The sequence below is a fragment of the uncultured Oceanisphaera sp. genome (assembly GCF_947495715.1).
In the GTDB taxonomy this organism is placed as follows: Bacteria; Pseudomonadota; Gammaproteobacteria; order Enterobacterales; family Aeromonadaceae; genus Oceanimonas; species Oceanimonas sediminis.
The window spans coordinates 20522-39235 of sequence record NZ_CANLZU010000015.1 but is presented as its reverse complement, the minus strand read 5'-3'; the positions used below and the strand labels follow the sequence as shown (position 1 = coordinate 39235).

The window sequence follows — 18714 nt, the reverse complement described above, 5'->3', positions numbered from 1 at the left end:
GCTTTCCTTATCTGGCCAGCAGCGGACCCAGTGGACGGCCACCCAGCAGGTGCATGTGAATATGATAAACTTCCTGCCCGCTGTCGCGGTTGCAGTTCATGATCAGTCGATAGCCGCTTTCACTCACGCCGGCCTCGGCCGCCAGTTTGCGAGCCACGGTAAACATCCGGCCCAGAGCCAGTTCGTGCTCCGCTTCTACATCGTTAACCGTCGGGATCAGCACATTGGGGATAATCAGAATATGGGTTGGCGCCTGGGGTGAAATGTCGCTGAAGGCGGTAACCAGCTCGTCCTGATACAAAATATCGGTAGGAATTTCCTTGCGAATGATTTTGCTGAAAATGGTTTCTTCTGCCATTGCCGATCTCCTTGAAATAAATCACCGGACCGTGTCGCTCGGCCTCGGTCAAGAGTCGCCATTATAGCCTTGTTGTTCGTCAAGGGAATGATGTCATGGCGAATAAACGATTGATTAAAAACATAACCCGGGCAGCCGCACCCGGCAGACAAGGCCCGCCGTTTACCTGCCGCAATCCCGGGATACCGTGTCGATTGTGCAGATAAGCGGCAAACACACCCACTGCCCCCGGTTCTGTATTGACAGGTTCGAGGACATTACCTACTATCCGTCCCGTCGCTTACCGAGGTAAGGTTGACATTGTCGGCGTGTAGCGCAGCTTGGTAGCGCACTAGCATGGGGTGTTAGGGGTCGGAGGTTCGAATCCTCTCACGCCGACCAGATTACCCTTTAAAAAACCCACCTTCTGGTGGGTTTTTTATTGCCTGCGATTTGCCTGCAAAGGCACTGAACCCCCGCCTTCGCGAGGGTGACGATAAAGACAGACTAGCGGCAGCCTCTGTCACTGCGCCATCAAATCGGATTCAAGCAGTACCATTATCGGATACACTGTCTGGGTATGTTACCGCTTCGGAGAACTGCCATGAAAATACTGCAACGAAAATCGCTGGCACTGCTGCTGGCTGGCGCACTCACCACCCAGCTGGCCGCCTGCGGCACCGTCTTCTATCCGGAGCGAAAGGGCCAGGTCAGCGGCCGTATCGATCCTGTGGTGGCCATCGCCAACGGCGTGGGTCTGCTGTTCTTCGTCGTGCCCGGCGTTATCGCCTTTGCGGTCGACTTCGCCACCGGTGCCATCTATCTGCCCGGCGGCGGTCGAGCCGAGCTGCAACCGAATGCCACCCCCGACAGCCTGAACGACAGCCTCTATGCCAGCACCGGTCAGCGCATCGACTGGCAGCAGGACAGGGTGCTGGTTGAAGCACTCGGCTCCGCCGATGAGGCCCGGCAGCGGTTAATCGCCTCCCGCTGAGTTGGTGTGCCGCTCGATTTACTCCCTCCCCTTGAACACAGTTTCTGCAGCATGGCGGCGAGGTGCAACGCAAGGGGAGGGTTGGGGAGGGGTTTCTGCACTATGGTAATGCCCCCACCCCGCCTCCCCCTGGCCAGACCACATATCTATGTCTGTATTCCCGCTGCCAAGGGGGAGGAGCTGTTTGATTCACCCCGCTAATCAATAAGCCCCGCCGATGGCCGGACGCAGGTGATCGTACAGCGGCACCGCCTTGTTGAGCTCGGCCACCGAGCTGCCCGGTGCCAGCGTGGCCAGGTGCTCCCGGGCCCGCAAAATGCGGTGACTGCGCAGCAGCTGCACATTGGGATAGAGGCGCCGGGCTTCGTTAAGCAGCTGTTGCGCCTCGTCTTCTTCCCCCGCCGTGGCCAGCGCCAGATAGGCGTTGTAATAGACCCCCGCCCGGGGCGTGTGGGTCAGAAAACGCCGGGCCCAGCTCACGTAATCCAGCAGCTGAGCTCGGTCTTCGGCCAGCAGGGCCCGGCTCAGCTGCCAGTGATGGCGATAAAATGCCACCCTGTCATACCAGATCAAGGGGTTCACCACCGCCTGCAATTGCGCCTCGGTGCGCTCTTCGTTCTTCTCGTAACGAGTCAGCTGCTGGCCCGCATAAAGACCGGTGGCCATAAACAACATCAGCCCCAGGCCCCAGGCCCGCACCGGCCAGCGGCTCCAGCCCGGCGGTGCCGCCAACAGCCGACGCCGGCCGTATTCCGCATCCATCACATAAAGCAGCACCAGTATCATCAACCAGTGCGGCAGCGAGTGATAAAACGGAAACTCGGTCTGACTGTGAATGAAAATAGGAGCCAGAATGCCAATCCAGGCCAGGCTTCGGGCAAAGGGCAGCCGGTACAGCAACTGCAACACCAGGCCGGTCATCAGCACCAGTCCCAGCAGCGGCACCACGCCCCCTTCGATGGCCCAGAGCAGAAACTCGTTATGAGGATGGCCCATCTCGGTAAACAGCGGCGGCGCCCCCGGGGTCAGCTCGCGCCAGTCGGCATAGCTGCTGTAAAAAGCCGACTCGAAACTGCCGTAACCAAAACCGAACCAGGGCTTGTCCAGCCACATACGCAGGCCGTGGGCATAGATATCGAAACGACCATCGGCCTGGGTATAAATGCTCAGACTGCGCTTGCTCATGTCGAAGGCGTCCAGCCCGAACACGCCCAGCACGATACCGAGCGGGATCAGCAGCAGGCTGGCCAGCAGCCGTTTGGAGCGGGTCTGGATCAGGGTTTGCCAGATCAGCGGCTGCAACAACAGCAGCCCCAGCAGCAGGCCCAGCTGACCGGCCCGGGATTGCAACAGCACCACCAGCATGCCGCCGGCTCCCAGCACCGCAGCAAACCACGCCGATTTCAGCACAAAGCCGCGCCAGGGGGACTTGGCTTCGTTCAGCCAGAGATACAACGCCAGCACCATGCCGGTGGCCACAAAGCTGGCCATCACATTACGGTGCTGAAAAATACCGTAGGGCGAGCGCACCTCGGTGTTGTAGCCAAACCAGTTGTCCGGCTCCAGCACGAAAAACTGGGCCAGCCCCAGTAGTATTTCCACGCTCACCGCCGCCAGCAGGCAATACAGCAGGTAGCGGCGGCCCCGGCCATTAAGGCGGCATTGCTGCAAGGCAAGATAAAACAACAGGCCGCCGCACAACCCCAGCATGCGTGGCAGGGCATGCCCGGCCACCGAATTGTTATGGCTGTAGAAGAACGGCAGCCACAGCAGGCTGCTCGCTACCACCAGCCCCAGCCAGAAACGGCTGGTCAGCAGCCGGCGGCGATGCCAGTGCCACAGCCCCAGGGTGGTCATCAGGCCGATAAAAAACCAGCCGATCACATTGAAAGGCAGTTGCAGCCCAATGCCGAACAAATGAGGTAAATAAAGGTGCATCGCCAGCAGGGCGTAAAACGCCATGCAGGCCAGCATGGTTTTGGCCAGCCGTTCCTGTTGCAGCAAAGGCGAAGACATCATAGTGGGGCGTACTCTCGCAGGCCGGGCATGGTTACAAGGCCCTACTGTACCCAAGGCCGACCCAAAAAGCATGAGCGGCGCGGTGCCGACCCGGCAAATTCTGCCACAGCGGTGACGTTTGCCGCCCAAAGCACGGCAAGCGTCTCACCGCGACCGGTCAGAATTCGAAACGATAGAAGATATCGATCGCCTGACTCAGACCACTGGTCGCCTGCAAATAAAGCCGGGGCAACAGCTCGTAACGCAGCCGCAGCTCGCCGATGGCCGAAAAGACCCCGACGCCATAGCCGATTTGCAGCCCCGGCAATACATAGGCGCTGATATTCACCTCGGTGCTGTCACCGCTGCCGCCGGTATCCAGCGACACGTCCTGCAGCCCCAGCGCCTCGCCCACGTTGGTGACCAGACCGCCGATTTTGCCGACCCCGGCACCCAGCAGCATCGACTGCACCAGGGCGTTGCCGTCGGTTTCACCGCCGCCTTCAAGGCCGCGTCCGCGCAACAGGTAAGACAGCTGCTCCACCTGCGGCATGGCCGGATCCGAGAACACCTCCAGCGTGGGTTGTGTGGCGCTGCCCGATACCCGCACCCCAACCACAATGCTGCTGTCGGACATGCTGGACGGATTGCGAATCGCCTCCACCCTCAGATTGGGCTGATCCAGCGGACCGTTGAACAGAATGCTGCCATCCCGGATCAGCAGGTTCTGGCCGTAGGCGCGAAACCTGCCGTCAATCAGCCGGATCTCGCCGTTGGCACGCAAACTGCGCATGGGCCGCTGCACAATGCGCAGCTTGCCTTCCAGCCGGGTGTCCAGACCAAAGGCCTCCAGCCGTACATCTTCTGTCAGCCGCACATTGATACGAATATCCAGCGGCAGGCTGGGCGCCTTGTCGGGCACGATGCCCGACGGCTGCACAATCACCACATCACTTGACCGGGCCACGGCGCTTTCGGGCAGTTCCTTGACCTCGATGCGAGCCCAGGGGATCAGGATCTCGCCCCGCACCGTGGCCTGCTCACCCAACGCGATTTGCAGGTCCGGGCTGACCCGCACCCGCCCCATGCCCGGATAACCGGCTTCCAGCTCGGTGCCCTTGAGGCGAATCTCGCCGCTCACCGGCAACTGGCGCCAGTCCAGCTCACCGCTGATATTGAGCGGCCCGTCGCCTACCCGGAGCTGACCGTTAATGGTGGCGTTGGTGCCCCTGATATCCAGCCGGGTACTGAAGTCGCGTACCTTGACCATGTCGGAATAGGTGTCCACCTCGCCGCCGGTCAGGCTGATATCGCCAAACAGCAAGGGGGCCTGCAGGGTGCCGTCCAGCCGCGCCCTGCCGGCCAGGGTGCCCTGCAGGCGGGCCACTTCCGGCAGCAGCGGCGCCAGCCAGTCGAGTTTGAGCTGTTCAATACTCAGGTTGCCACTGAGCGCACGGCGTCCCTTGAGCTCCGCCACATTGGCATCCAGTGACAGTTGGCCCAGTTGGGTCGAGCGAAAGGCCAGCAACGACTGCAGCCGGTTGTCGGCCATCTCGCTGGTGAGTGAGAGGGTCTGGTAATCGAGTCGGGTATCACCGCTGACAAAGGTGCCCGGCGTGGTGCTGATGTTGGCATTCAGCCGGGGCTCGCCATCCTTCCAGCGCAGATCGACCCGCCCCCCGAGTATCGCCTCCCAGGCAAAATCTCGCGGAAAGAACGGCTCCAGACGGGCCAGATTCAGATCACGAATATTTACCCCGCCCTGGCCTTCTTCGGCGCTGGCGGTGAGAGCGTTGAAACACAGCGACGCCTCGCCCGAGCCCCAGCAATGGGGATCGGCCCGAAAACGTTGCTCTCGCCATGTCATGGCCATTTCCTGCTGCAGGGCCCAGCGTTCAAACGGGGTATCCAGCACCGCCCGGCTCAGCCGGCCGCGCCAGCCGTCCTTGTTCAGGCTGCCGTCGAGGCGCACATCGGCCGCCAGCGGCTCACCCGCTACCTTCAGCTCGAGCCGGTGCGCCGCCTCATCGCCACTGGCGGTCAGCAGCAGCTCATTGAAGGTCAGCTCACCGGCCTGAATGCGGTCGATATTCAGCCGAATATCGCCGCTCATCTGCTCGCCCAGGGTGGCCTTGGCCTGCAGCTTGATATTGCGCGCCTGGGTATCGTTGAAGCCGGCTCGCTCGCCCTGGAGGCCGGCCTCGATTTGCGGCGCGGCCAGCGCCCCCCGCACGCGAATGTCGCCGGCCAGATCGCCGAACAGGCCGGGCGCATACACGGCAAGCTCCGGCGCCTTCAGCACCCCGTCCAGTTGCCAGCGGTCGGTGATACGACCATTCACCGTCAGCTGATTGTTGCCGTTGATCAACTGCAACTGGTTGATGTTGCCCTGCAAGGCCTGATCCAGCACCACCTCGCCCTTGAGCAGCAACGGGTAATCCCGCAGCTGGCCCTGAATATCGGGCCGGGCATTGAGCTCCCACTTGTTGCCATTCAGCACGAAACGGGTGTCCAGCTCGCCGTTGAGGCGACCATCCAGCCCGGCCACAAAGGCGCCGGGATCGACCTCGCTCAGTGCCAGCAATCCTTGCCAGTCGATGCCATCGGCCCAGCTCAGGTCACCGGTTACCTGCGCTTCGCCCCGGGGCAGCGTCAGGGTCAGCGGGCTCAGGCGGGCACCTTGCAGATCCCCCTTCGCCGCCAGCGCGATACCGACCGGCGGCAGCTCCGGCCCCTGCCCTTCGGCATTCAGGGTCAGTTGATAGTCTTCCAGCCGGCCGTTCAGGGTCAGCTTGCCCTGCTCCAGTCGCCATTGGGGCTTTTTCAGCGGCCAGCCCAGTTGTTGCCAGTTCAGCGCAACATCGAACGGCAGTGCGGGATCCAGCGGTTGCAGTTGCAAGGTGGCCAATGCTTCCACCACCCCGCCCAGGGTCAGCTTGCCCTTGAGCTGTTGCACGCTGTCGGACAGGGCCAGATTCAGGGTCTGGCCGGCCAGTTCTCCGTCCAGCAGCGGCTGGTGCAGGGTGGCGTTCAGTGCCAGCGCCAGCGGATAATCTCCGCTCAGGGTGATGTTGCCGTCGAGACTAACGGTGGCCAGCGCGTGGTCGAGCTCGGCGGTCACTATGGTCAGCTCGCTGTTCTGCCCTTCCACATTCAGCGCCAGCGCCTTCAAAACCTGGGTTTGTTCTCCCTGAACCAGCCGGCTGTTGGTCAGGTTGACGTCTTGCAGCCTGATCGGGAACGGCAGCACCACCTCCGGCAGGATCAGCGGCTCTCTGGCGGCCGTGGCGGGCTTTTCATCGGTGGAAGCGGCAGCGTCAGCAGGAAGTCGCGTCAGGGTCAGACCGTCCAGATTCGGGCCCGTGATCACCATGGCGTCGGCATCCCAGTGGGCCGCCAGCTGCAGGCTTTGCCAGGCAATGGTCTGGCCGGGCAGCGAAATGGTCACCCGATCGGCCCGAATGTCATCCAGATCGAGTCGCAGCGGCGGCGTTATCTGCCCCAGTGGCTCGCTCGGCGCCTCTTCTTTGGCCGGCGGCAGTGTTTTGATGGTGACATCAATGTCTTCGGCTACCAGCTGGCGCAGCCAGAAGCGGCGCTCGAGCAGCTTGCCCAGTTGCCAGTCGATGGTGACCTGCCGGGCCGAGAAGGCCAGCGAGTCCTGCTCGTAGCGCAATTCGTCAAACTGCCAGCCTCGACCGAGCTGGCCGGACACCAGGGTGCCATCGAGGCCCGGCACCTGCTGCTTGGCCAGTCCCCATAGCCACTGATTGCCCAGCTGAGTAAACAGCAGGCTGAACAACAGCATCAAGAGTAAACACAGGGCCACCACCAGGCCGCTGAAGAGTCGCATCAGGTTCATAGTTCGGGCCCCAGGGTAAAATGTATCCGCATGGGGATATGTTCTTCCGATACGCCAAAGGCCAGATCGAGGCGCACCGCCCCCACCGGCGTCAACCAACGTACCCCGACGCCGCTGCCCACCTTCCAGTCTTCGGTATAGTCATTGGTGGCGGTACCGGTATCGACGAAAGTAGCCACTCGCCATTTTTCCGCCACCTTGTAGTCATATTCCAGACTCAGGGCGGTGGCATACTGGGCCCCCAGCCGATCGCCGTTTTCATCTATCGGACCTATGTCCTGATAACCGAAGCCGCGTACCGTCATGTCACCACCGGTAAAGAAACGCAACGACGGCGGCAGATCCTGTACATCCTCGACCCACACCGCGCCCTGCTCGGCCCGGGCGATCAGCCGTTGCTTGTCGGCAACGGTGCGCAACCACTTGCTGCGTCCCCACAGGCGAATAAAACGGGTGTCCGAGCCCCACCAGGGTTCGGACAACTCCAGGGTGGCCAGCTGGGCATCGCCCCACACCGGGTCCAGGCCGCCACGTAATCGGGTACGGCTGTAGGATACGCCGGGGATCAACAGAAAACTGGTGTCCTGCTGCTGACCCTGGGTATAGGCTTCGTATTCGGAGCGAATAAACACATCCCGGGTCCAGTCATTGGCATCCTTGTCCCAGCGATGTACCGAGGCCACCAGGCGATCACTCTCGGTGTCATCCTGATCCAGCAGCTGATAGCCACCCTGAATGGTGTAATAGTTGTTGAGCGGATCGCCACGGGGGATCTTGTAGACGACGCTGATGTCCTGCTTGGGGGCCGACAGTTTGAGGCTGGTTTTCAGGCTGTGCCCCAGGCTGTTGATCCAGGGTTTGTCCCAGCTGGTCGAGACTCTGGGGCCTTCATCGGTCGAGAAACCCGCGCCTACCTCAACTTCGTTGTCGGCCTTGGCCCGCAGCAACACCGCCAGCGGAATGCGGTTGTTTTCATCGGCCTCGCTCACCACCGGCAACACTTCGACCTGGCGAAAATAACCGGAGGCGGAAAGGTTGCGACTCAGCTCGGCCAGACGCGTGGCCTGATAGGGATCGCCGGGGCTCAGCGTTAACAGCGGCGTCAGTATCCGATCGACCGGCCGGTCGGCGTCCACTCTCAGTTCACCAAAGCGGTAACGGGGGCCGGAGTCGAAAGTCAGGCCCACATCGGCGGCTTTGTCCTGGGGGTACACCAGTACCTGACTGCGTTGATAGTTGGCGTCGAAGTAGCCGCGTGCCAGCGCCAGACTGAGCAGGCTCGCCTTGATCTTTTCATACCGGTCGTGACGAAAGACATCGCCTTCTTTCAGTGACAGGTTGCCGACCAGCTGTTCAAACTGCGGATCCGAGGCCGAGTCGCCCTGCAACAGCAAGTCCAGGGTGCGAATACGCACCGGCTCACCGGCGGTTACCCGCACCTCTACCCGCTCCGGCTTGTCCGGATCGGCGATAATGTCGATGGTCGGGTTGTAGTAGCCCAGCGATTGCAGGCTGTTGATGACCGCCGTTTCGATGTTGTTGCGAAAGCGGGGCAGCTGCTCGGCGTCGATGGCCGGCAGCTGATCCAGATACACCTGGGTATTGCTTTTCAGTTTGCCCTTCAGCCCGCTCAATTCAAGGCTGATGTCCTCGGCCCTGACATTCAGGCTGAGCAACAGCAGGATCAAGACTCCCCATATTCCTTTGCTCATGGCGCAACCCGTCTATTTTGTGTTGGTGTATTATACCGGCTCGACGTGGCAAACTGGGTGCCTGTCAACCGCTTACAGGATGCCTCATGTCCCCTTCTCATCATGCCTGTGCTCTGCTCGGTGTTGCCGGTTTCAGTGGCAGCGGAAAAACCACGCTGCTGCGACAACTGGTCGGCCTGCTGACCCGGCGCCAATTGCGTATTGGCATCATCAAACATACTCATCACGATGTAGAACAGGATCAACCGGGCAAAGACAGCTTCGAGCTGCGTCATGCCGGTGCCGGCCAGTGCCTGCTGGCCGGACCCCATCGTAGCATTCTCACCTGGGAAAATACCAAGCCGGAAGAACCTGATTTGAATGAATCTCTTTCGCGACTCAGCCTCGACCAACTCGATCTGGTGCTGGTTGAAGGCTTTCGCGACGCCCCCATCGCCAAGCTTGAGGTGCACAGACCTGCCTGTGGCAAACCCCTGCTGTGCCGGCACGACCCTCATATTCTGGCGGTGGCCAGCGATGTATCGTGCCTGGTCACCCCGGTGCCGTTGCTGGATTTGAATGATGCCGCCGCCATCGCCGACACTATTGTTCAGTGGCAACAAGCAGGCCGCCTGCCAATGCCTGCAGCGTGAAACCTTCGCCGGCCGGATAGCCGCACATGCGCCGATAGCCCGCATAAAGCAGCGGATGCCGCTGATAGTATTGCTGATGCCGGGCGGGTGCAGACTCGAAAGAGCCTTCCGGCAGTATTCTGACCCGAATTTCCCGGTTATCCGCCAGCGCCAGTCTGGCCCGGCTTTGCTGGGCCCACTTTTGCTGCAGCGCCCCTTGTACATAGAGCGCCGGACTGAATTCGGTCCCCCTATCGCAAAACTGGCCCTCGCCGTCAACGGCATCCACCGCCGCCCAGTACAGGGTCAGCAGCTCGCCGTAACTCAGGGTCCGGGGATCGTACTCCACCCGCACCACCTGCCGGCGCAGATGACGGCTACCACTGTTCATCCAGCCCGTTTCGGTGGCCTGCACCCCCGGTTGTTCCGCAAACAGCCGTTCCATCACCCAGAAGCTGCCACCGGCAAACACCGCCTGAGCGGCCTGAGCCGGTAACGCCAATAACAACAACAGCATCATCAGGGTTTGTCTGACCACCCGCTTACTCCTTTACAAGCCGCTCCGGCTTACCCATAGTCAATCGATGCGTATGCTAACCGATTGAAACCATATGGAAACACTTTTTACCTATCGCTGGTTACTGGGGGCCCTGAGCTGTTTGCTGCTGCCGCTGCTTGGCATCGTCGGCACCCGCTGGCACTGGTGGCCCTATACCCTGGGGTTAGTGCTGCTGGTGGCGGCATTGGGGCTGGCCGTATTATTGCTGCCCCTGGCGCTGTGGCACCGGCAGTGGCTGGCCGCCCTGCCCCCGCTGCTGCTGTTGATGCTGGTATTTCCCTTCGTGCTGCGAGGCCTGACCCTGCCCGCCATTCACGACATCAGCACCGATACCCGTCACCCTCCGCCGCTGACCGCCGCCGCCCGGCTGCGCTCGGCCTCCGATCACTCCACCGATTATGAAGGCGAGGCGCTGGCCCGCCGGCAAGCCGCCACCTGGCCGACCCTGGGCCCGCTGCTGCTGCCCTACCCGCCCGAGCAGGTTCACCGCCAGGCGCTGGCCCTGATCGCCAAGCGGGGCTGGGCTCTGACCGCCGACACGACCACCGATAATGAACGGCTGCTGGAAGCCGTGGTCAGCAGCCGCCTGTTCGGCTTTCGCGACGACGTGGCCATCCGCCTGACGCCCGTTGACACCGAGTCCGGCGTCTATACCGGAGTCCATACCAGGGTCGACATGCGCTCCGCCTCCCGGGTCGGCAAAAGCGATCTGGGTGCCAACGCCGAACGGATCCGCGCCTTTCTGGCCGATCTGGAGCGACATTAAGGCTTAATATCCATGCAACTATTCGGGCAACTGGCCTGGTTCTTCAAGGCTCACTGGCGTACCTACAGCCTGGCACTGCTCATGCTGGCCACCGTGACGGGGATGAACATGACCATTCCCTATCTGATCGGCCTCACCGTCGATCAGCTGGTCGCCTCGCCCGACGGTGAAGCCGACAGCCGCCTGCTGCTGTTGATCCTGGCGCTGGGCCTTGTCGTGTATGGCCTGCGTCTGGGCTGGCGCCGCCTGCTGTTCGGCACCTCTTACCAATTGGGTAACCTGTTGCGCCGTCGTTTCTTCGAACGACTCACCCGCCAGGGCCAGGCCTTTTACAGCCGCCACAATACCGGTGATCTGATGGCGCGCGCCACCAACGACATCGACGCCATCGAAATCGCCGCCGGTGAAGGGGTACTGTCCGGCTTCGACGGTCTGTTGACCCTGCTGCTGGTGCTGATCATCATGTTCGGGTTTATCGACTGGCGACTGGCACTGGTGGCCCTGCTGCCCTTTCCGCTGATGGGGCTGGCGTTTTATCGTATTTCCAACCGCATTCATCATCATTTCAGGGCCGCGCTGGAACAGTTTTCCGTGCTCAACGACAAGGCCCAGGAAGCCATTGCCGGCATTCGGTTGGTCAAGTCCATGGGCCGGGAGTCAATAGAAAGCCGTCAGTTTGGCGCCATTGCCGAGGCCGCCACCGAACGCAACTATCAGGTTGCCCGGGCCGAGGCCCTTTACGAGCCGGTGGTCTTTCTGTCGATGTCCGCCGCCCTGCTGCTGACCCTGGGTTTTGGTGCCTGGCTTATCTGGCACCAGCAGCTGAGCGTGGGGCAACTGACCAGTTTTACCCTGTACCTGGCCCAGCTGATCTGGCCGATGTTCGCCTTTGGCTGGTTGCTCAATATCGTCGAACGCGGCAGCGCCGCCCTGATCCGGGTCGAGGCCCTGCTGGCCGTTCCCGACAGCGTACCCGACCACGGCACCCGCGAGCCGCAAGGGGCCGAGCTTCGGGTGGAAGCGCTGAGCTTCAGCTACCCCGACAGTCAACAACCGGCGCTGCAACAGCTCTCGCTGACCCTGGCACCGGGTCGGGTGCTGGGCATCGCCGGACCCACCGGCGCCGGCAAGAGCACCCTGCTGCAGCTGCTGATGCGCTACTGGGAGGCTACCGACGGGCAGATAACCCTGGGAAATGTACCCCTGGCCGAGTGCCGGCTAAACACCCTGCGCCGCCAGTTTGCCTATGTGCCGCAAGACGCCTTTCTGTTCAGCGCCGGCATTGCCGACAACATCGCCTTTGGCCGACCCGGTGCCAGCCGGGAACAGATCATGGCGGCGGCGCGCCAGGCCTGTGTTCATGACGACATTTTGCGTTTGCCCGGCGGTTATGACGCCCAGGTAGGCGAGCGAGGCATGAGCCTGTCCGGCGGTCAGCGCCAGCGACTGGCCATCGCCCGGGCCCTGATCAGTGAGGCCCCAATCCTGATCCTGGACGACGCCTTGTCGGCGGTAGACGTGCATACCGAACAACGCATACTGCAGCAGTTGCGTCGCCGCCGGGGCCAGAGCTGCATCATCGTCAGCCATCGGCTGTCGGCGCTGGAACATGCGGACAACACCCTGGTGCTGCAGCATGGTCGGCTGCAACAGTCGGGCCCTCACGCCGAGCTGATTAGCCAGGACGGCTGGTACAGCCGCATGTGGACCTATCAGCAACTGGAGGCCCGCCTCGATGACGACTGAAGACGCGCCCCGCCATCATTCCCCGACCGACCCTGCTTCGGCCGAACATGTCCGGAAACAGGGCAAGGGTACCTTCGGCCTCTTGCTGACCTATGTCTACCGGGACAAGCCGCTACTGGTAAAAACCCTGCTGCTGTTGCTGCTGGCCACCGCCGCCGATGTGGCAGGCCCACTGCTGGCCAAGGTATTTATCGACGACTATCTGCTGGCCGGGCAGTTGTCGGTATGGCCGGTGGTCGGGCTGGCCCTCGGCTATGTGCTCACCCAGCTGGCCGCCGCCTGGCTTCGCTACCGGCAGACCCTGCGCTTTACCGACATGGCGCTGGCCGCGGTGCTGGATATTCGCAAGCATATCTTTGCCCATGTACAGCAACTGCCGATGGCCTTTTTCGACCGGGCCATGACCGGCCAGCTGGTCAGCCGGATCACCAACGACACCGAGGCCATCAAGGATCTCTATGTGCAGTTTCTGTCGGTGGTGCTGACCAATGTGGTGCTGCTGGTGGGCATTATTGTGGCCATGGCGTTATTGAACGTACAGCTGATGCTGGTGGCACTGCTGCTGATCCCGACCGTGGTCGGGGTGATTTATCTGTACCAGAAGCTGAGCGGCGCCGCCGTAGCCGACAGCCGCCAGCTGCGCTCCGACATCAATGGCACGCTTGGCGAGTCCATCTCCGGCATGGCGGTATTGCAGGCCTGTGGCCTGCAGCACAGCGCCGCCGAGCGCTTCGAACGCCTCAACCGGCGTTACTACCGGGCCCGCATGCGCACCATCAACATCGGGGCGGCGCTGCTGCGCCCCGCTATCGATCTGCTGAGCGTACTGGTGCTGCTCGGCATTCTCCGGGTGTTCGGCTGGCAGCAGGTTAATGGTGTGGTGGAGGTCGGCGTGCTGTATGCCTTTCTCAACTTCATGGGCCGCTTTACCGAGCCGCTGGCCGAAATCACTCAGCGCTTCAACCTCTATCAACAGGCCATGGTGGCGGGAGATAGGGTGTATCAGTTGATGCAGCAGCCGCAGCAAGACTACGGCACCAGCCATAACGCCATTGACCGGGGTGCCATTGCCTTTCACGGGGTCGACTTCGGCTACCGGCCCGATCAGCCGGTGTTCACACAGCTGAGCCTGGATATTCCCGCCGGTGCCTTTATCGGGGTGGTGGGTCACACCGGCAGTGGCAAGAGCACCCTGCTGAACCTGTTGCTCAACTTCTATGCGGTGGATGGCGGCCGGATCACCATCGACGGGCAGCCCCTGAGTGGTTATGGCCAACAGGCGCTGCGCCAGGGTATCGGGCTGATCCCACAGGAGCCCTTTATTCTGGCGGGCAGCATTTATGACAACATCGACATGGGCCGCCAGCTGCCCCGTGCTCGAATTGAAACCGCCGCCCGGCAGGCGCACCTGCTGGACACCATTAACGGCCTGGCGCACGGCTTTGACACCCGGCTTGGCGAACGTGGCAGCCGCCTCTCTACCGGCCAGCGCCAGCAACTGGTCATTGCCCGGGCCCTGGCCGCCGCGCCCCGTATCCTGCTGCTGGACGAAGCCACCGCCAACGTCGACAGCGAAACCGAGCAGGTGGTGCAACGGGCGCTACAGGCCCTGCACGGCAAGGTCACGCTGATCGTGGTGGCCCACCGTTTGTCCACCATCAAGGCGGCCGATCGTATTCTGGTGATGGCCCACGGCGAGCTGATGGAGTCCGGCACTCATCGCCAGCTGATGAGCCAGCCCGAGGGGCGTTACCGCGCCATGTATCGACTGCAACAACAGGCCCGTCAGGTGGAGCTTGCCGAACGGCACTGATGTTTATTCCCCCCAACACCCTGTTTGTCCAACAAATAATTGGCCTGTCCCGCCCCGAAGCGAGGTCGTCAGACTACGCTTTTACTATAAAAACCCTATTGTCAGGGCTGACACCAAGGGGGAGAGAATGGATGCTGAACACCCGGTCGAACACACTGATCTTGATGCTTATCACCCTGCACCGGCGGTGACGCCCCGCGCCGGTCGGCGCATCTGGCGCCTGCTGCTGTGGTTGCTGGTGCTGCTGATACTGACGGCGGCCGCCGCCTTGATAGCCTTTGAAACCCGAACCTCCTGGCTGCAGTCACGCGAGATCAGCCGCTATGCCCAGACCCTGTCTTACCAGCTCGAGCCCGGTCCCAGCTCGGCCATTCGCTATCCCGATCACGGTCCTTTCGATCAACGACTCGGCTACACCCGGCTGCCGATGCTGCTCGCTCAGCTTCAGCAGCGACAGTTTGTGATCGAACAGCAGGTGCAGTTTTCACCGGCACTACAACAATACAGCCATCACAGTCTGTTTGTACCCTATCGGGAAAAAACCCAGGCCGGGCTCTTTATCGGCGATTGCCGCGACGAGCCGGTCTACGACTACCGCTATCCGCAACGCCATTACCCGGACTTTGCCGGCATAGCGCCGCTGGTGGTCGGCACCCTGCTGTTTATCGAAAACCGGGAACTGCTCAGCCAGACACAACCGCACATCAACCCGGCGGTAGACTGGCCACGCTTTACCAAGGCGGCGTTGTCACAGCTGGGCCGGGCACTGAAGATACAGGATGACTCGGCCGGCGGCAGCACCCTGGCCACCCAGATAGAAAAATACCGTCACTCGCCGGGGGGACGCACCATCTCGGCCGGCGAAAAGCTGCGCCAGATGTTCTCCGCCAGCGTACGCGCCTATCAACAGGGGCCCGAGACCCTGGCCGCCCGCCGGCACATCGCCCTGGCCTACCTCAACTCGGTGCCGCTGGCCGCCGCCCCCGGTCACGGTGAAATTCACGGCCTGGGTGACGGTCTCTGGATCTGGTTTGGCGCCGAACTGGATGAGGTTAACCGCCTGCTGGACAAGCACCCCGGCAACCCCGCATCACTGGCCGAACAGGGGCTGGCCCTGCGTCAGGTGATGGCGCTGATGATTGCCCAGCGCCGCCCTTCCTACTACCTGTATCCGGGGCGAGACGATTTGCAGCAACTGACCGACAGCTACCTGCGACTGCAGGCCGAGGCCGGCCTGATCAGCCCGGCACTGCGTGACGCCGCATTGGCGCAGCGGCTCGTCTTTCGCGATTTTGGCGAAGCACCGGTCACACAATATGTCGAAAACAGCAAAACCCTGCTGGTCACCCGGGGCCGACTGGCCGGCTTGCTGGGACTGTCGTTCTATGAGCTGGACAGACTCGACATGGCGGCCCGAACCACCCTCAATGCCGGCTTGCAGCAACAAGTTACCGACTACCTGCACCGGCTGGCCCAGCCCGAAGTGGCCGACGCCATCGGCCTATATGGCAAACGGCTGTTGTCACCGGAAAAAACTGCCGAGGTACGTTACAGCTTTACCCTGTTTGAACGCGGCGCAGAAGGCTTTGAAGTGCGGGTACAAACCGACAACACCCGGCAGCCGTTTGATATCAACGAAGGCAGCAAACTGGAGTTGGGCTCCACCGCCAAATTGCGGGTGCTGGCCACCTACCTGGAAATGATCGCCGAGCTGCACCAGCGTTACGCCGGTTTGTCTCCCCGGGCACTGCGCGAACTGGCCCCCGAGCGAAACGATCGGCTCAGCCGCTGGGCCATCGACTACCTGCTGCGCCACCCGGATCACGCCCTGCCGCCCATGCTGACCGCCGCGCTGCAACGGCGCTATTCCGCCGGCACCGGGGAACGGTTTTTTACCGGCGGCGGCCTGCATACCTTCAACAACTTTCGCCGCGAGGACAATGGCCGCAGGCCCATGCTGATTGAGGCCTTGCGCGAGTCGATCAACCTGCCCTTTATTCGACTGATGCGCGACCTGGTGCGTTACAGCATTTACCAGAACGAAGACCGGGCTCAACTACTGAAAAACGACCGGGATCCCCGTCGGCAGGAATACCTGAGTCGCTTCGCCGACCGGGAAGGGCGGGTGTTTTTGTTGCGTTTCTGGCGTAAATATCAGGACAAGACCCCCGAACAACGGCTGGACAGCTTTTTCGATGGCCTGCGCCCTACCCCGGTGCGGCTGGCGGCGGTGCACCGCTATCTGCTGCCGAACGAAAGCCTCGGGGCCTTTGCCGACTTTCTGCAACAACGGCTGCCCACCACAAGCCTGAGCGACAAACGCCTGAACGAGCTGTATACCCGTTATGGCCCCGGCGCCTATAGTCTGCCGGATCAGGGTTACCTCGCCCGGGTGCATCCGCTGGAGCTGTGGCTGCTCGGCTATTTGCAGCAGATGCCCGACGCCGGCTTTGCCGATGCCGCCGACGCCAGCAAGGAGCAACGCCAGCAGGTGTATGGCTGGCTGTTCAAGACCCGCCATCGCAGCGCCCGCGACAGCCGCATCCGTACCATGCTGGAAGTCGAGGCGTTCAGCGATATTCATCAGCGCTGGCAGCGGCTGGGGTTTCCGTTCGATCATCTGGTGCCGTCACTGGCCACCGCCATCGGCAGTTCGGGCGACAAACCCGCCGCCCTGGCGGAGCTGGTGGGCATTATTCTGAATGAAGGCGTACGCCTGCCCACCCGGCGTCTGGACAGGCTGCAGTTTGCGGTCGACACCCCCTATGAAACCCGGCTGGCGCGCCAGCCGCAACAGGCACAGCGGGTGATGGCCAAAGAAGTGGCCCTGGTGCTGCGCGACGCCCTGTCACAGGTGGTGGAAAGCGGAACCGCACGCCGCCTGCAGGGCAGCTTTACCCTGCCGGACGGCAGCCCGCTGGTAATGGGTGGCAAAACCGGCACCGGCGACAATCGTATCGAAACCGTCACCCGTTACGGTCAGGTGATCAAATCTCTGGCCCGCAACCGCACCGCCACCTTCGTATTCTTTCTCGGCGAGCGCCACTTCGGCACCCTCACCGCCTACGTACCGGGGCAGGCATCGGACCAATTCAACTTTACCTCGGCGCTGCCGGTGCAGGTGCTCAAGGGCATGGAGCCGATATTGCGCCCCTACCTGCAACCGGGCAGCCGAAGCGGCTGCCACACGCAACTGGCCGAGGCCGCCGAGCTTAACGAGCAGGAGCCGACACAGGCCCGGCATGATGATGCGAGTCATCCAGCCAACGGTGCAGCGGCGGCAACGGCTCCCCCAGCGCCCGCCGCCACAGCCAGTTGAACGCCGGCCGCATCGGCGGTCGCTCACCGAGCTGACGGGGAATACTCAGCGCCTGCCACTGCTGCGTTGGCCCCCGCTCGGCCACCACAAAACTGAAGGTGTAACTCGGCTCCTGGCCCATGCGCAAATCGGTTATCAACAGCTGGCCCCGGCGCTCGCTCATCCTGAAAAAGCCCTTGCTGAACCAGGCCAGACGCGCCACCTGGGGATGCTGCTGCCACTTCTTGTACAGATCCCGCCCCTGCTGATGACGAATAAACTGCGGCTCCTCCCGATCCAGCAGCGAAATAAAGCCTTCAAGATACCCATCCGGCGTTATCACCAGCACCCGCCACAGCAGGGTATTGAAGGCGGTGGGCGTGATCAGCCGTCGCTCGACCTCAATCCCCTGCTCTGCCAGCACCCGATCCGCCGTTTGCCCCACCTGCCACTGGGCCACCAGGCTCCAGCACAAATACAGGGTGCTCAGCCCCAACCCCAGGCGGTTGGCCGCCCCCCCCCTGCTGCCACGCCGGAACAGGGCCACCGTCAGTCCCAGCAGCAACGGCAGTGTGTAGAGCGGATCCATGATGAAGATGCTGCCGATACCGAACGGATAATCGCTAAAAGGCCGCGCCAGCTGGGTGCCGTACACTGTCATGTTGTCGAGCAGCACATGGGTGATGAGGATAAGCCCGAGTGTCAGCGTCCACCGCTTCCAGTGCCTTCGCTGGCCAGGCAACCGACAGAGCAGCCAGGCAAACAGCGGCGACAGCAGACCGAGGTAGAACAGGGAATGACTGTCGCCGCGGTGATAGGTCATGTTGCTGATGGGATCACCGTAGTCGATCAACACATCCAGATCCGGCAGGGTGCCGAAAAAGGCGCCGATCAGCGCCGCCTTGCCCACCCCGGTCCGCTTGCCCATGACCGCCACCCCCACGGCGGCGCCCAGGCTCAGTTGAGAAAGTGAGTCCATCTAAGCTGTTCCCCTTGCTGGCTGAAAAGGTTGAGCGCC

Annotated in this window: 12 protein-coding genes and 1 tRNA gene; 7 read left to right on the top strand and 6 right to left on the bottom strand. The window is 62.1% G+C overall.

Annotated elements, in window-relative coordinates:
* Positions 1-7: 7 nt before the first annotated feature.
* The gene (gene hinT / locus Q0753_RS10705) at positions 8-358 is read right to left on the bottom strand and encodes a purine nucleoside phosphoramidase (RefSeq protein WP_298720418.1); all 351 of its coding nucleotides are present in this window, start codon (positions 356-358) and stop codon (positions 8-10) included.
* Positions 359-662: 304 nt separating this feature from the next.
* Between hinT and Q0753_RS10700 the strand changes: the two genes are divergently transcribed.
* A tRNA-Pro gene (locus Q0753_RS10700) sits at positions 663-739 on the top strand.
* Positions 740-941: 202 nt separating this feature from the next.
* Positions 942-1331: a hypothetical protein gene (locus Q0753_RS10695; protein ID WP_298720416.1), complete on the top strand. Its 390-nt coding sequence runs from the start codon at positions 942-944 to the stop codon at positions 1329-1331.
* A 201-nt stretch (positions 1332-1532) separates the two neighbouring features.
* Here Q0753_RS10695 and Q0753_RS10690 read toward each other — a convergent pair whose 3' ends face one another.
* The 3 genes from Q0753_RS10690 to Q0753_RS10680 all read right to left on the bottom strand — a co-directional run bounded on the left by Q0753_RS10690 (position 1533) and on the right by Q0753_RS10680 (position 8903).
* Positions 1533-3350 carry a PglL family O-oligosaccharyltransferase gene (locus Q0753_RS10690; protein WP_298720414.1) on the bottom strand — a complete coding sequence of 606 codons (1818 nt, stop codon included), beginning with the start codon at positions 3348-3350 and terminating at the stop codon, positions 1533-1535.
* 157 nt (positions 3351-3507) lie between these two features.
* Positions 3508-7191: a translocation/assembly module TamB domain-containing protein gene (locus tag Q0753_RS10685; RefSeq protein ID WP_298720411.1), complete on the bottom strand. Its 3684-nt coding sequence runs from the start codon at positions 7189-7191 to the stop codon at positions 3508-3510.
* Positions 7188-8903 (bottom strand): autotransporter assembly complex family protein, encoded by a 1716-nt coding sequence (locus tag Q0753_RS10680; RefSeq protein WP_298720408.1) that lies wholly within the window; start codon positions 8901-8903, stop codon positions 7188-7190. Before Q0753_RS10680 ends, Q0753_RS10685 begins: the two co-directional genes overlap by 4 nt.
* Positions 8904-8989: 86 nt before the next feature.
* Between Q0753_RS10680 and mobB the strand changes: the two genes are divergently transcribed.
* Positions 8990-9535: a molybdopterin-guanine dinucleotide biosynthesis protein B gene (gene mobB, locus Q0753_RS10675; RefSeq protein ID WP_298720406.1), complete on the top strand. Its 546-nt coding sequence runs from the start codon at positions 8990-8992 to the stop codon at positions 9533-9535.
* Here the strand turns inward: mobB and Q0753_RS10670 are convergent.
* Entirely contained in the window at positions 9486-10052 is a 567-nt protein-coding gene (locus Q0753_RS10670; RefSeq protein WP_298720403.1) for a peptide-methionine (S)-S-oxide reductase, read from the bottom strand. The genes mobB and Q0753_RS10670 overlap by 50 nt on opposite strands.
* 73 nt (positions 10053-10125) lie before the next feature.
* On the opposite strand from Q0753_RS10670, the gene Q0753_RS10665 reads away from it, so the two are divergent.
* The 4 genes from Q0753_RS10665 to Q0753_RS10650 all read left to right on the top strand — a co-directional run bounded on the left by Q0753_RS10665 (position 10126) and on the right by Q0753_RS10650 (position 17717).
* Positions 10126-10839, top strand: coding sequence for a DUF1499 domain-containing protein (locus Q0753_RS10665; protein WP_298720400.1), 714 nt, complete (start codon positions 10126-10128; stop codon positions 10837-10839).
* 12 nt (positions 10840-10851) lie between these two features.
* Positions 10852-12585: an ABC transporter transmembrane domain-containing protein gene (locus tag Q0753_RS10660; RefSeq protein ID WP_298720397.1), complete on the top strand. Its 1734-nt coding sequence runs from the start codon at positions 10852-10854 to the stop codon at positions 12583-12585.
* Positions 12575-14398 carry an ABC transporter transmembrane domain-containing protein gene (locus Q0753_RS10655; RefSeq protein WP_298720394.1) on the top strand — a complete coding sequence of 608 codons (1824 nt, stop codon included), beginning with the start codon at positions 12575-12577 and terminating at the stop codon, positions 14396-14398. Before Q0753_RS10660 ends, Q0753_RS10655 begins: the two co-directional genes overlap by 11 nt.
* A 223-nt stretch (positions 14399-14621) precedes the next feature.
* Positions 14622-17717 (top strand): transglycosylase domain-containing protein, encoded by a 3096-nt coding sequence (locus Q0753_RS10650; RefSeq protein WP_298720595.1) that lies wholly within the window; start codon positions 14622-14624, stop codon positions 17715-17717.
* On the opposite strand, the gene Q0753_RS10645 is transcribed toward Q0753_RS10650, so the two are convergent.
* Complete coding sequence (locus Q0753_RS10645) at positions 17611-18675, bottom strand: metal-dependent hydrolase (RefSeq protein ID WP_298720391.1); 1065 nt, start codon at positions 18673-18675, stop codon at positions 17611-17613. The genes Q0753_RS10650 and Q0753_RS10645 overlap by 107 nt on opposite strands.
* Positions 18676-18714 lie beyond the last annotated feature (39 nt).